The organism is Bacillus sp. SDLI1, assembly GCF_001553895.1.
GTDB classification, from domain to species: domain Bacteria; phylum Bacillota; class Bacilli; order Bacillales; family Bacillaceae; genus Bacillus; species Bacillus siamensis.
Genome location: NZ_CP013950.1, coordinates 849,028 through 863,009 on the forward strand (window position 1 = coordinate 849,028; position 13,982 = coordinate 863,009).

The 13,982-nt window shown below is 43.1% G+C and carries 10 protein-coding genes and 1 pseudogene; 5 read left to right on the top strand and 6 right to left on the bottom strand.

Translation table 11 applies throughout. The features are described 5' to 3' along the window. Positions 1-107 precede the first annotated feature (107 nt). Complete coding sequence (locus AUL54_RS03645) at positions 108-572, top strand: YkyB family protein (RefSeq protein WP_013352067.1); 465 nt, start codon at positions 108-110, stop codon at positions 570-572. A gap of 43 nt (positions 573-615) precedes the next feature. Here the strand turns inward: AUL54_RS03645 and cheV are convergent, their stop codons facing one another. Beyond that, complete coding sequence (cheV, locus tag AUL54_RS03650; RefSeq protein ID WP_060962923.1) at positions 616-1,527, bottom strand: chemotaxis protein CheV; 912 nt, start codon at positions 1,525-1,527, stop codon at positions 616-618. Between the two features lie 188 nt (positions 1,528-1,715). Between cheV and AUL54_RS21445 the strand changes: the two genes are divergently transcribed. Together AUL54_RS21445 and AUL54_RS03655 are read left to right on the top strand one after the other, a co-directional pair. After that, complete coding sequence (locus AUL54_RS21445) at positions 1,716-1,877, top strand: hypothetical protein (RefSeq protein WP_167388676.1); 162 nt, start codon at positions 1,716-1,718, stop codon at positions 1,875-1,877. A gap of 201 nt (positions 1,878-2,078) precedes the next feature. Further along, positions 2,079-3,292 (top strand): annotated as a pseudogene (locus AUL54_RS03655) (aminotransferase A). Here the strand turns inward: AUL54_RS03655 and AUL54_RS03660 are convergent. Next, positions 3,273-5,093: a PAS domain-containing protein gene (locus tag AUL54_RS03660; RefSeq protein WP_060962925.1), complete on the bottom strand. Its 1,821-nt coding sequence runs from the start codon at positions 5,091-5,093 to the stop codon at positions 3,273-3,275. The pseudogene AUL54_RS03655 and the gene AUL54_RS03660 sit on opposite strands and share 20 nt — an antisense overlap. A 177-nt stretch (positions 5,094-5,270) precedes the next feature. Next, entirely contained in the window at positions 5,271-7,403 is a 2,133-nt protein-coding gene (locus AUL54_RS03665; protein ID WP_060962926.1) for a peptidoglycan D,D-transpeptidase FtsI family protein, read from the bottom strand. Between the two features lie 340 nt (positions 7,404-7,743). Here AUL54_RS03665 and AUL54_RS03670 point away from each other — a divergent pair, with 340 nt between their 5' ends. Continuing rightward, positions 7,744-8,520 carry a CAP domain-containing protein gene (locus AUL54_RS03670; protein ID WP_060962927.1) on the top strand — a complete coding sequence of 259 codons (777 nt, stop codon included), beginning with the start codon at positions 7,744-7,746 and terminating at the stop codon, positions 8,518-8,520. Positions 8,521-8,900: 380 nt separating this feature from the next. Further along, a complete protein-coding gene (locus AUL54_RS03675) occupies positions 8,901-9,293 on the top strand; it encodes a hypothetical protein (RefSeq protein ID WP_082761602.1) in 393 nt (130 codons plus the stop codon). Between the two features lie 556 nt (positions 9,294-9,849). Here AUL54_RS03675 and AUL54_RS03680 read toward each other — a convergent pair. The 3 genes from AUL54_RS03680 to splB all read right to left on the bottom strand — a co-directional run bounded on the left by AUL54_RS03680 (position 9,850) and on the right by splB (position 13,918). Then, on the bottom strand, positions 9,850-10,716 hold the full coding sequence (locus AUL54_RS03680; RefSeq protein ID WP_060962928.1) for an NAD(P)-dependent oxidoreductase: 867 nt from the start codon (positions 10,714-10,716) through the stop codon (positions 9,850-9,852). A 79-nt stretch (positions 10,717-10,795) separates the two neighbouring features. Further along, positions 10,796-12,763 carry a methyl-accepting chemotaxis protein gene (locus AUL54_RS03685; RefSeq protein WP_060965046.1) on the bottom strand — a complete coding sequence of 656 codons (1,968 nt, stop codon included), beginning with the start codon at positions 12,761-12,763 and terminating at the stop codon, positions 10,796-10,798. Positions 12,764-12,889: 126 nt separating this feature from the next. Next, on the bottom strand, positions 12,890-13,918 hold the full coding sequence (splB, locus tag AUL54_RS03690) for a spore photoproduct lyase (RefSeq protein ID WP_060962929.1): 1,029 nt from the start codon (positions 13,916-13,918) through the stop codon (positions 12,890-12,892). Between the last annotated feature and the right edge of the window lie 64 nt (positions 13,919-13,982).

Sequence of the window (13,982 nt, forward strand, 5' to 3'; positions counted from 1 at the left end):
CGCCCTTTTCATCAGAAAAAGGCGTATTTTTATATTCAATATTTGCATTTCAACGCTAAAAAAGTATAATCTATATATGAACTTGATCAATGCAAAGGAGAGAAATAATGGACGACCACGCTTATTCGAAAGAGCTGCAGCCAACCATCGAGAATCTTTCAAAAGCTGTTTATACTGTGAACCGCCATGCCAAAACCGCCCCCAACCCTAAATACCTTTATCTGCTGAAAAAACGGGCATTACAAAAGCTTGTGAAAGAAGGCAAAGGGAAAAAAATAGGGCTTCACTTTTCAAATAATCCCAGGTTTAGCCAACAGCAGTCAGACGTACTTATCTCTATCGGAGACTACTATTTTCACATGCCTCCAACAAAAGAAGACTTCCAGCATCTTCCGCATTTAGGTACATTAAATCAATCGTACCGCAATCCTAAAGCACAAATGTCTTTGACAAAAGCGAAAAACTTATTGCAAAAATATGTGGGCTTAAAGGAAAAACCGCTAGCCGCCAACAGGCAGCAGCCCGCTTATCATAAACCCGTGTTTAAAAAACTTGGTGAGAGTTATTTTTAATTCCACTGCAAAAAAGCCGATGCATGACGCATCGGCTTTTTTTCTATTCAATCACGTACGTATCCACTTTTTTAATTAACTCGCTGATTTCAGGCTTGCTGATCTGTTCATCCGCTCCGACGACTTCGCCCCGGTGGCGCAGATCATCCGTAATCAGGGACGAAAAGATCATAATCGGCACGTCAGAGCTTTGCGGGTTATCCTTAAGGAGCTTCGTCAAACGGTGCCCGTCCATTTTCGGCATCTCAATGTCGCTGATGATCATGTCAATATGGTCTGACAGATTTGCTCCTTTATCCGTTAATTCCACGACATATTCATACGCTTCTTTTCCATTTTCAAACGTAACGATTTCACTGTACCCCGCTTCAGTCAGTTCATCCGTCAAAAGGCGCATCAGAAGCGGAGAATCTTCTACGATAATCAGTTTTTTACCCGCCCGTCTTTCATCAAATCCTTCCTGATGGACATGGTAAGTCTCAACTCCGGATGCCGATTCAATGTCGTAAATGATCTTCTCATAATCAGGTAAAAAGATCATCGTGTCTTCCAGTTTAATGATACCCGTTAAGTGCCGCTCCATGCCCTGATTCAGCGAAGTCGGCTTTTCAATCGCCTCCCAGGACACCCTGTGGATCTGTGATACGGAACCGACGTGAAAGACGATTTTCCGCTTGTTGAATTCCGTCACGATATATTTATCGTCTTTTGCCCCTTCGGCATCAACGCCGAAAAAGGTATACAGGCTGATGACGGGAAGAATTTCGCCTCTCAGCTTAATCATCCCTTCTACGTCTTTGTGAGACTGGGGCACAGATGTGACATCTACCGGCTGAATGATTTCCCGGACTTTCATCACATTTATGCCAAATGTATTGACGCCTACTTCAAATTTGACGATTTCTAATTCATTTGTGCCTGAATCCAATAAAATATCGTATTGTTGTAAAGACAATTCAATCCCTCGCTATCCGCATTCAGTATTGTACTGTTTATATCGGCTGTAAACGGAAAAAGTGAATGTATTCAGGCCAACTGGCTATTAACTCTTTATAAAAAGATTCTTTTTTCTGATATCCCATTGACTTTTTGACATCGAGTGGTAAAATAGTCAAGGATTTTTCAGGAAGAAGGGTGTAATAAATGGGTACAGTAGTTATATTCGACCAAGATCAAATGACGGTGCTAGAAGATATCAGTAAAACGGCTTACCTGCAAATGAAAAAAGAAGCGAATGAGTGTCCCGATAAGCCCGCTCCGTATATCGTATGGCGGGAAAACATCAGCTTTGAATACGGGTATTAATGACATTCGCCACATATCACAATAGATAGATCATGATACAATGAAGACAATCATTTCAGCTGGTTGTCTTATTTTTTTCTGAAAGAAGGTATGTTTTCACATATCGGACATATACTCGGGATAGTTCACTTAAATAGATGACAAATGCTCAGCTAGTGGTAAAATAGGATAAACTCAATATATAGTATAAGGTGATGAATTATGGAACATTTGCTTAATCCGAATGTAAAAGAAATTGAAATTTCAGGAATTCGCAAATTCTCAAATCTTGTAGCTCAGCACGATAATGTCATTTCGCTTACGATCGGCCAGCCGGATTTCTTCACGCCGCACCATGTCAAAGCGGCGGCCAAAAAAGCAATCGACGAGAACGCTACGGCGTATACTCCGAATGCGGGCGGTCTTGAGCTGAGACAGGCCGTACAGCTTTATATGAAGAAAAAAGCGGATCTGAATTATGAGGCCGAAACGGAAATCATCGTCACAACCGGGGCGAGCCAAGCGATTGACGCGTCTTTGCGGACGATTTTATCTCCCGGCGATGAAGTCATTCTGCCCGGACCGATTTATCCCGGCTATGAACCGATTATCCGCATGTCCGGCGCCGTTCCCGTTCATGTGGACACGACGACACACGGATTTAAGCTGACGGCGCGGCTCATTGAAGAATCGCTGACGCCTAAAACAAGATGCGTTATTCTTCCTTATCCGTCAAATCCGACCGGAGTGACATTGTCAGAAGAAGAGCTGAAAAACATCGCAGCCGTACTGAAAGGCAGAAATGTTTTTGTACTGTCGGATGAGATTTACAGCGAATTAACCTATGACAGGCCGCATTATTCGATTGCGTCTTATTTGAGAGACCAGACGATCGTGATCAACGGCCTGTCAAAATCACACAGCATGACGGGCTGGAGAATCGGTTTCATTTTCGCACCGAAAGACATTGCCAAGCACATCTTAAAAGTTCACCAATACAGTGTGACATGCGCCTCCTCGATCTCCCAGAAAGCGGCGCTTGAAGCGGTGACAAACGGCGTTGATGATGCGCTTATTATGAGAGAACAGTATAAAAAGCGGCTTGATTATGTATATGACCGTCTTGTGTCAATGGGGCTTGACGTCGTAAAGCCGTCAGGCGCATTTTATATCTTCCCTTCCATTAAGTCATTCGGAATGTCATCGTTTGATTTTAGTATGGCTCTTTTAGAGGATGCAGGTGTGGCTCTGGTGCCCGGCAGCTCATTTTCAAAGTTGGGTGAAGGGTATGTGAGGCTGTCATTCGCATATTCACTGGATACATTGAGAGAAGGTTTGGACCGGCTGGAAGCGTTTATTTTAAAAACGAGAGAATCCATGCAGACTATTTAAACAACGGCGTTACGCCGTTGTTTTTTATTGTTTCGGGAATGTAATGTGAAAAGCTGTGCCTTTATCCGGTTTGCTGTCTACTTGGATCGCTCCCTGATGGTTTTTAATAAGGTTGAATGTGACCATCAGCCCCAGGCCGGTTCCTTTTTCTTTCGTTGTCAGAAACGGTTCGCCTATTCGTTTCAGCACGTTTTCTGGTATCCCGTCACCCTCGTCTTTGATCGTCACCTTAACGGAATATTCATCTTCTGTCATGAGAATGTGGACCGTTCCTCCATCAGGCATCGACTCAACGGCATTTTTTATCAGATTGATAAACACCTGCTTCAGCTGATTTTGATCACCGTTAATAAACATGCTGTCCCGTTCGTAATCCGTTTTGATGAAAATCCCTTTAAGATTTGCCTGCGTCTCTAAAAGAGCGGTTACTTCACTTATAATTTTCTTTAAGTTTACACGCTCTTTCACTGCGTTATGCTGAGGTTTGGCAAGCATTAAAAGTTCACTTAAAATCAATTCGATTCTGCTCAGTTCAGAAAACACAATTTCAAAATAATGTTCGTTTTCTTCCATCGTCGGCTTCATGAGCTGTAAAAATCCTTTGATCGCCGTCAGGGGGTTGCGGATTTCGTGAGCGATTCCCGCCGCCAGCTGCCCTGCGATAGACAGCTTTTCCGACTTCAGCATTAATTCCTCCGTCTGCTTCCGCTCAGAAATGTCACGCAGAATGACCTGCACGGCCGTTTCTCCGAAAAACGTCGTCGGAATGCAGACCATTTCCGTGTAGATCAGCCGGTTTTTAAAAGTAAACCACGATTGTTTAATGATTTCGGACTCGGTCTTTCGGTCGATAATATGTTGAATCCGCTGTCTCACGTCGTCATGATCACAGGGATGAAGCTGATCATAGACGTTTTTTCCGATTAAATCTTCATAGGTTTCGGCTTCAAACAGCGAAATACCCGACTCATTCATGAATACCCATTTGTCATTGTGAATCACGGCGATCGTATCAATTGAATTCTGAATGAGGAGCTGATAGCGCTCTCTGCTTTTTTGAAGAATCGTCTGGAATTTTTTCCGTGAAGAAATATCAATCAGAAGCAGTAATTCCGCCCGCTGATTTTTATATGTCGTCGGCGCCGCCTTCACTTCTAAATGAATGGGCGTGCCGTCAAGCCTTCTCCACGTCTGTTCAATCATTCCGACTTCCATTCCTTTTTGCATCCGCACAATTCGGTTTTTCACAATGTCATGATACTCTTCTTCGATAAACTCATAAGAGCGCCTGCCGATCACCTCGTCTTTGCTTTCGGCTCCCAGCATGGCAAGCATCGCGTTATTGGCATAGGCGATTGTGCCGTTGATACTGACGTATAGAGGATTCGGCAGCGTTTCAACAAGACGCTCAAATTCGCCGTTTCCAGCCGCTTCTGCTGACTGTTGTTCTGCCTTTGGCTTCTTTTGTTCATACATATAAGACCTGCACGGTGTCTTCTCCTTAAGCACCTTGATTTTAAGGATAATTTCCCGATCTGTCCCCTCCATTTGCGGTGTGACAATTTCCACACCTGCTTCAAGCCAAACAATGGTATGATCTTTTTTAATAAGGCGAAAGGTGCAAGGCATTAAATGATGCTCATTATAGAAGTAACTTTCAACCAAAAATTGATCTTCCTCATGCAGGAACGTTTTGAGAAACGATCCGATCATCTCTTCCTGGGAATAACTGAAATACGATTTGCAGTTTGCAGAAATATACATAATACGCCCATTAGACGTCAAAACGGCATGAAGATCGGTTTTCGATTGAAGCTGTTTGACATGCTGAGTATCCTGTTCCACAGAATCCCTCCTTTGCATTTTACTCACACTGCAGGCTGGTCACAGGCTGATATTAAAAGAATTTCCACTAGATTGATTCGCTAAAAAATGAGCATTCTCCTTCTATTCTTATTGTGAACGTCAATTTTCCTGAATGAAAGAAAGGGCGCACGATATGTTCGGCCGCCCTTTCATTTGTTATTTTTTATTGTATTTCTTTTCAAGCTCTTTGTAAGCGTCAACTGCTCCCTTGGCAATGTTTTTACTGACGGGATCGTGATCATCTCGAACAGACGGAACGACGACGCTGAATGCCACTCGTGGATGTTCTGACGGATAATAACCGACAAAGGTCAGATTATACGGCTCTTTTCCCCACCAGTTTTTGTTCGTGCCGTAATAGTGCGTCTGCGCGGTTCCCGTTTTTCCGGAAACATCAGAGCCGGAACCTTGGAATGTTGAATAAGCCGTTCCTTGAGGTGAGCTTGTGACCAATTTCATTCCTTTATGAACCTGATCAAAATCGCTCGGGCTGTTATTTACTTTGTTCAAAACTTTAATATCACGCTGTTCAATCGCTTTTCCAAGTTTGTTTTTGCTGTCCGGTTCATGAATGCTTGTGACGATCCGCGGCTGCACGCGATATCCGCCGTTTGCGATGGCCGAGATATATTGAGCCATTTGAAGCGGCGTATATGTATCAAACTGGCCAATCGCAAAGTCAAGCAGCAATCCCCCGACCAATTGCGGATTTGACTGCATTCCCGCTGATTCCTGAGGAAGGTCAATCCCGGTTTTCACACCTAGGCCGAATTGGGCGTAGTAGTTGCGCATTTTTTTAATATCGTCTAATCCGGCCGGCAGTGTGCCGTACGGCTTGTAGGTAATGCCAGCTATATGCATGGCCACATGAAACATATATACGTTTGAACTTCTTTGCAGCGCGGTCAGCTCAGTAATGGCTCCCATTTGTGTCCACGATTGTTTTTTCGTTCCGCCTTTAAACGTAAGGGGCGCATCGACAAACGTTTTATAATGCGGGAGGCCGCTTTGGTAACCCGCAAGAACAGTCGCTCCTTTAACAGAAGATCCCATCTCATATTGGGTCGTAAATGCTCCGATCGCAAAATCCTGTGTTTTATTCGTTTCGAGATCAATGCGTTTTCCCGCCATTGAGAGAATATCCCCGTTGTTCGGATCCATCATGACGGCAAATCCTCGGTCAACCATATAGTTGCCGGCGGCGCGGCTTCTTCTCAGCTCTTTTTCAATGACTTTTTCGACTTTCGACTGTAATTCCATATCGAGCGAGAGCTGCAGATCGTAGCCTCTGCTGCCTTCATCGACGGGCTTTTGGCTGATGACTTCACCTTTGCTGTTTTCCACATACTCTACTTTTTCTTTATGTGCGTTTAAATAGTCTTCATACTGATATTCAATGTAGCTTTTACCCACCCGGTCATTCAGTGAGTAGCCTCTTGTGACATAATAATCTTTCCGTTCGCCCAACAATCCCTGTTCCGGTGTCGTCACACCGCCGAACAGAGAGTACAGCGTTTTGTCGTACGGATATTTCCGCGTCCAGTCATTGATTACGTCAATGCCGGGGAGCTCTTTCAGGTGCTCGGATACGACGGAAACTTCTTCATATGTCAGGTCGCTTTTCGGTTTCTGTTTGTTGTTTTCATGTTCGTCAAGCAGTGAACCGCTGTTTCCGTTTCCGTTCAGCTTATTCGGGTCCATTGATTTGACGACTTGCGGCTGATAGGCGTTTCCGCTTGAAAAACGCGTATAAATCGCCGCAATTTGCAGCTCTTTTTTATCTTTTTTGATCGCATCAATCTCCTGCTTCGGGACGCGTTCAATCTGGCGTTTGTACACTTCTTGGGATTTCAGGCTGTTTTCTGAATCCTTCATAAGCTTTTCCGCCTTCTTCGGATGTGCGGCAAGCCAGTAATCAATGATATTTCGATCCTTCATAAATTCAGTATCAATATGGATCAGTGCGGCAAGATTTTTTGCCGTTTTCAATTTGTCCTTTGCCGAGGTTTTTGAGGTAGAAACGTATACAATTTCAGGCACAGCCTGGTTATCAACCGCCACTCTGTTCCGCTTGTCATACATCTTTCCCCGCGGTGTCGGATAATAGGCGGTTTTTGCATTTGCTTTCTCCGCATCCTGGCGGTGTTTATCCCCTTCGACAATCTGGACGATGCCGAGTTTAAAAATCAGTGCCGTAAAGAGAAGGAAAACAACTAAAAAATAGAGATTCATTCTCAGCGCTCTGTAACGTTTCGTTTTTTTCTTTGGTTCACGCGCGACTTCAGCCACTTTCTGTTACACCTCTCAAATCATTGAATATATTTACATAAACAGATTTTAATTGTAACATTTTTGTAAAAGTTGTTACAGCGAAAACAGGTAAAAAAAACTGTCAAGATCAAATTATCTTAAAAAATATCTAACACTTCAAATAACTTGAAGTGATGTAACGGATTTTAAAATATAAATACAGATCGTTTTTCCTGATATAAAGCCATTTTTCTATGCTCAATTACAATTATGACAAACGTTTGTTGTCAAAGGAAATAAATGCCTGCATTATGACAAAAAAGCTGTGATAAGATTTTTCATGTAGAAAAAAACAACTTCTCTGGGAGGCTATAAACTTATGAAGAAAGCATTTCTCTTATCTGCCGCCGCGGCAGTCAGTTTGATTACATTCGGAGGCATTCAGCAGGCATCTGCCAAAGAGCTGTCATGCCAGCACGTCGTTACTGTGAAAAAAGGAAACACCGTACAGCATCTGACTCTTCAAGAGGCTGTTGAAAAACTACATATGAAAAAGAGCGCGAAACAGCTGAGCTTTAAAAATGAGAAAGAACTGAAACAACAGCTGCAAAAACACGCAAAGCATTCTGATATGACAGTTAAAGACGTTCAAAAAGAAACACCGGCAAAAACGGCACCGGCAGCTGCTGAAAAACCGAAAGCCGATCAAAACCAGACGGCTGACAATGCAAAACAGACAGATAACACAAACAACAGCAGCGAGAAAACTCCTTCATCTGTCAGTGCGTATGAAAAGAAAGTCGTTGAATTGACAAACGCAGAGAGACAAAAGCAAGGCTTAAAACCTCTGCAGATTGATGATAAACTAAGCAAATCAGCTCACGCAAAATCACAAGATATGAAAGACAAAAACTATTTCGATCACCAAAGCCCTACTTACGGTTCACCTTTCGATATGATGAAGTCTTTCGGAATCACTTATAAAACTGCCGGTGAAAATATCGCCAAAGGGCAGCCGACTCCGGAAGCAGTCGTCAAAGCTTGGATGAACAGTGAAGGCCACAGAGAGAACATCATGAATCCTGAGTTCACTCAAATCGGTGTCGGTTATGTAGAATCAGGAAACATCTGGACACAGCAATTCATCGGAAAATAAACAAAAAAAGATTGCCCCGCGGGGCAATCTTTTTTCTGTCGAAAAAGTGAATGAGACGGCGCAAAAGTGCTCAAAACCGGTAACCCGGAGACGCCAAAATCTTTATTTATGAAATTCACAACATAATCAACATGCGTACGGGCAAGGGCCTGACATTTTATAAATTTATAAACTTTTGAAGCTCCCGGCACCTCTGTGCCGGGAGCTTTTTTGTAAAATCTTAAACGTGAGGATTAAAGTGGTTTTGCTAGCCTTTACTTCTTTAGTAATACTTTTTTATAATAAAAAGTAGAATTTACCTATTTTTCCGTTGAATACTTTTCCAAAATTTATTAGTATAGTGAATGGGTTTCTAAATAAATGGCGAAAGGAAGTTTCAATTGAAAAAAATTGTAATGACACTATTCACAGCTGCTCTTTTGACATTCGGGATTTTCTCAAACAGTTCAGAAGCGTTAGCCATGACTTCAAAAGGAGCAATTAAATTCCAAACAGATGCTAATACTTACTCAAAACACGCTACTTCTATTGTCGTAACAGGTACTGTGCCTTCAAAATATGAGGTAAACTGGGGTGTTACAGTTTTTCTTGAAAATAAAAAAGGAGATATAGTCAAATATATAGATGTTAATAGACATAATGTTCGCAATTTTAAAGTAAGCTTTTTGACGAAAAATATTCCAGCAGGCAAGTATGATGTGCAAGTAGCATTGACCTGGGGAACTCAAACCCATATAGGAGAACTGAAACACTATATTACTGTACAACATTAAAATTCATATTATTAACAAATGGATTTAACGTTGATTTCATCTGGAATTCTCAAAAAACAACATGTAATGATGAAATCTCTGAATCGAGGATGTTTTCGTAAATCTCTTGAATTTTTACGATACATCCTCTTTTATTTTTCAGTTTTGCTAGAAGGCTAATCTATAGTATTTCAATTTTCGGATGCCAAATTATTAGGTTTTAATTGCGGGAATCAACTCGATTTATTGCTATGTACATTTGGGTTACTCGAATTCATAGTTGAATCAAACATGATACATCCTACTGTTGGAAAGTTGTATTAATCCTTATAATTATTCGGAAATCCCCCTTTTGATTTATAATAGACAATCTGCATCAAACAAACGAGGGGGATTCCAAACAGTAGAATATTATAAACGGATATACATTAATACATTATCCTGCCAAGTTCCTGTCTTCATTAAGGCCCTAAGAATACAAGGTTTGCAGATCATTGTTTACAAAACACTACCAACAATATCGTAAGTATTCGCTTCCTCGGCATCCATAAAATAGTCGCGTTCGGGCAATCTTATTTCATTTCACCCAAAGCTTATAAATACTTTGAGTCCCGCTGTTTTCTTCTCCTTGCGCGGAAAGCTTGTCGTATAATGATTTGGCCAGCGCCAATCCAGGCATTTCTTCTCCCATGAGCTCCGCTTCTTCAAGAGCAATTCCCATGTCTTTAATAAAGTGTTTCACGTAGAATCCTGGTGCAAAATCGCCTTTCAGCATACGGGGAGCGAGGTTGGACAATGACCAGCTTCCGGCAGCTCCGGTTGTAATGCTTTTCAGCACTTGTTCCGGGTTCAGACCGGATTTTTCAGCGTAAGCCATCGCTTCAGCCACTCCGACCATTCCCGCTGCAATCGCGATCTGGTTGCACATTTTCGTATGCTGGCCGCTCCCTGCCGGCCCTTGATACTGAATATTTTCCCCCATTACGGAGAAAAGCGGCAGACATGCTTCAAACGCTTCTTTTTCTCCTCCGGCCATAATGGCAAGCGTTCCGTTCCGGGCGCCGATGTCACCGCCGGAAACGGGTGCATCCAGGGCGTGAATCGATTTTTCTTTGGCTTTCTCCGCAATCTTCTTCGCCAGAGACGGTTTTGATGTCGTCATGTCAATGACAAACGCTCCTTCTTTTGCATGACGGAGAATGCCGTTTTCGCCGAGATAGATTTCTTCGACATCACTCGGATAGCCGACCATGGTAATAACGATGTCAGCTTTCTCCGAAAGGTCTTTGACCGTCTCCTGCCAGACCGCTCCCTTATTCAGAATCTCTTCCGCTTTTTGTTTCGTCCGCGTGTAGACTAAAACAGGATAGCCCGCTTCTAAAATGTGCGATACCATACTGTTTCCCATGACACCTAAACCGATAAATCCGACCGTTTTGTTCACTGCGCTTTCCTCCCCTGCTGCGTTTCATATATACTATTTCATGTCTATATTACCATATGACAGGCTGATAGAGCCCGCGTTACAAGGTGAATTTAGAAATGGCGCTGATCAGATCTTCGCTCGCGCTCTTTAACATGTCGGTCGATTGCTTCACTTTTTCAAGCGTAACTAGCTGTTCATCAGTTGAAGCATTCACTTCTTCCGCGGCTGCCGCTGATTCTTGAGAAATGGCGGAGATGCTTTGAATCGCTTCTTGTATCGCGGCTTGTTCTTCACTCATTTTTTGAATGTCATTGTAAATATGATCTATTCCTTGAACGAGAGACTGCATTTCCGTCGTAATCAGATTGAGCACTTCGCCCGTTTCATGAATGGCGCTGTTTTGTTCATCATTCATTCTGCTTGCCTCGATCATTGCGTGCGACGCTTCTTTCGTCTCTGATTGAATCAGCCGGACCGTCTCACTGATATGGCCGGAGGAAAGAGCTGATTGTTCAGCAAGCTTGCGGACTTCTTCAGCGACAACGGCAAAACCCCGTCCGCTTTCTCCCGCTCTTGCGGCTTCAATACTCGCATTCAGCGCCAAGAGATTCGTCTGATCCGAAATCGCGGATATTGCCGTTACGACTTCCTCTATGTTTTTCGTTTGGTTTTCCAGACCAGTCAGCATTGCTTCTACTTTTTTCGTTTCTGAATTGGCTTCATTTGACTTCATCAGCAGCTGGCCGAGCGCATCCAGGCCTTTGTAGCTGGCGTCCTCTGAAGATTTTGAGAGTTGTTTTATGCTGCCCGCGCGATCGGCGATTCCTCTTATTTTGACTGAGAGATTTTCAGATTTTTCATTGATCGTCTCAACCTCTGACGCTTGCTCAGTCGCTCCGGCGGCGACTTCCTCTATCGCTTTTGCGATTTGTCCGCTCGTTTCATTTGTCTCTTGTGAAATGACCGTTAATTGGTCAGATGTATCGGACACTTTTTCTGAAGAAGTCTTGACCTGTTCGACCATGTCTTTCATATTTTCAACCATTTGGTTAAAGTCTTTTGTTAATTCGCCTACTTCATCTTTTGATTTTGTCTGGGCGCGGACGGTTAAATCTCCCGCTGAGACCGAATTTGTTTTGGCGATCAGCTGCTGAATCGGTCCGGTTATCGTTTTCGCAAGGAAATAGCTGAGCCCGATCGTAATCACAAGGGTGATCAGCGACATAAAAATACTCACCGTATTCATTTTGTCGGCTACTCCCATCAGCTGATCTTTTTCAAACTGCGTTCCGACTTTCCATCCGGTTTCTTTTATCGTTTGATAGACGACCATATTCCCTTGCAGCTCTTTGATGCCTTCTTTGTCTGAGCTGATGTCTTTTAATGCCTGATCTTCCGAAATATTTTTCCCCTGTTTTGACGGATGCGCCAGAAGAGAACCGTTTTCATCCGCTAAAAACGCAAATCCTTTATACGGAACCTTTTGCTGATTGACCATACTCTGAATGGAGGACAGCTTCAAATCTAAGCTCGCCACTCCGATGACGGTTCCGCTGTTTTGAATGGCTTTTGAAGCCGTCACGATCATATCCCCTGTCACAGCATCTTTATAAGGCTCAGTCCAGACAACCTTATCGGGTTTTTCGGCCGCCATTTTATACCACGTTCTATTTGTCGGATCATAGTCTTTGGCAAAGTCAGCCTTCGGATATGTAAACATTTGTTTGTCTGCGGTTCCGACGTATGCAAGCGCGACATATTTGTCATTCTGTCCGATCTGCTTTAACTCATCGTTAAAGAGCCGCGCTGTTTCTTTATTCCCATCTGTCAAAAATGTGCGGGACAATTCACCGCCTGCTAATCTCAATAATACAGTCTCATCATTTTTCAGCTGAAGCTCAATGTTCTGACCGAGTGAATTGGTGACATTTTCTGTCGTGCGCTTTGCTTCATCTGTCATCATCGGCTTTAATGTCAAATATGAAGATACCGTTAAAAAAACAACCGTTACGATAAGCATTGCCGATACAAACACAGCAATTTTAATATGCATTTTTTTAAACATAACCATCCCCTCCTGAGAGTTATATCGGTCTTTCGGCCAAGAAAATGAATAAACCTTGAAATAAATATCAAAAATTTCCGTCATTTGGCGCAGCAAAAAAAGAGCCGTCATGCCGACAGCTCCGCCTTACGTAAAATATTCGATTTTCGCTTTCGGAAAATAGGTTTCGATATAAGACTCGAGCGTTTCCCTTAAGGCATGTTCTTCGTCCTTTTGGTATATATACTTGCCGATTCCGTAACGTCCCCATTTGTATCTTCGCTTTTCTTCATCCAGCTCAAGCTTTGTTTTCGGATAGTTCTTCTCGATCACCCGTTTGGCCGGTTTTGTAAAACGGTGCTGGATCAGTTCAAATGTAATATCATGCCGAACATCTTCATCAAGTGCCGCATCCAGTTTCTCAAACAGTTCCTTATAGCCTTCCTCCCAGCCATCATGAATATAAATGGGCGCCACAATGAAGCCGAGCGGATAGCCCGCTTTAGCGACTTTGACGGCGGCTTCAATCCGTTTGTCGAGCGGAGAAGTTCCCGGTTCAAAGTTTTTAATGACATAATCCGCATTGATGCTGAATCTGAATCTTGTCTTTCCGTTATGCTTCGCATCAAGCAAGTGATCGACATGATGGAATTTGGTCACGAATCTGAGCTTTCCCAGTTCGCTTTGTCCGAAATGCTCAATGGCTCTTTTTAATGTATGTGTCAGATGATCAATTCCGACGATATCAGACGTACAAGAGGCTTCAAATCTTGTAAAGTCCGGCGCCCGTTCTTTCATATACTCATCAGCCTGATCCAGAATCTCTTCCACATTGACATATGTCCGGATATAAGGCTTTGACCCCATCGTCGTCTGCAGATAGCAATAGTGGCAATGCCCCATACAGCCCGTCGCAAACGGAATGGCATATTCGGCGGATGGCTTTGAAGAATCGAATTTCAATGTTTTCCGCACGCCGATCACCAAGGTCGATTTCGCGTTCCGGTATTGCTGCAAATGATTTTTCCCCGGAATATTCCGGACTTGATTATGCGATGTCGTTTCTCTGATTTCAAGCCCCATGTTTTCAAACTTATGTTTCAGCTCTTGCCCTAACGGGTATTCGAGCGCTCGCGGTTCAATATAAACAAGCTGGGGAACAAACGGCTTCAGCATGGACAGACACTCCCTTTACATATTCTCATGTTGTTACTTTCCATCCAAAAGAGAGTGAATATGC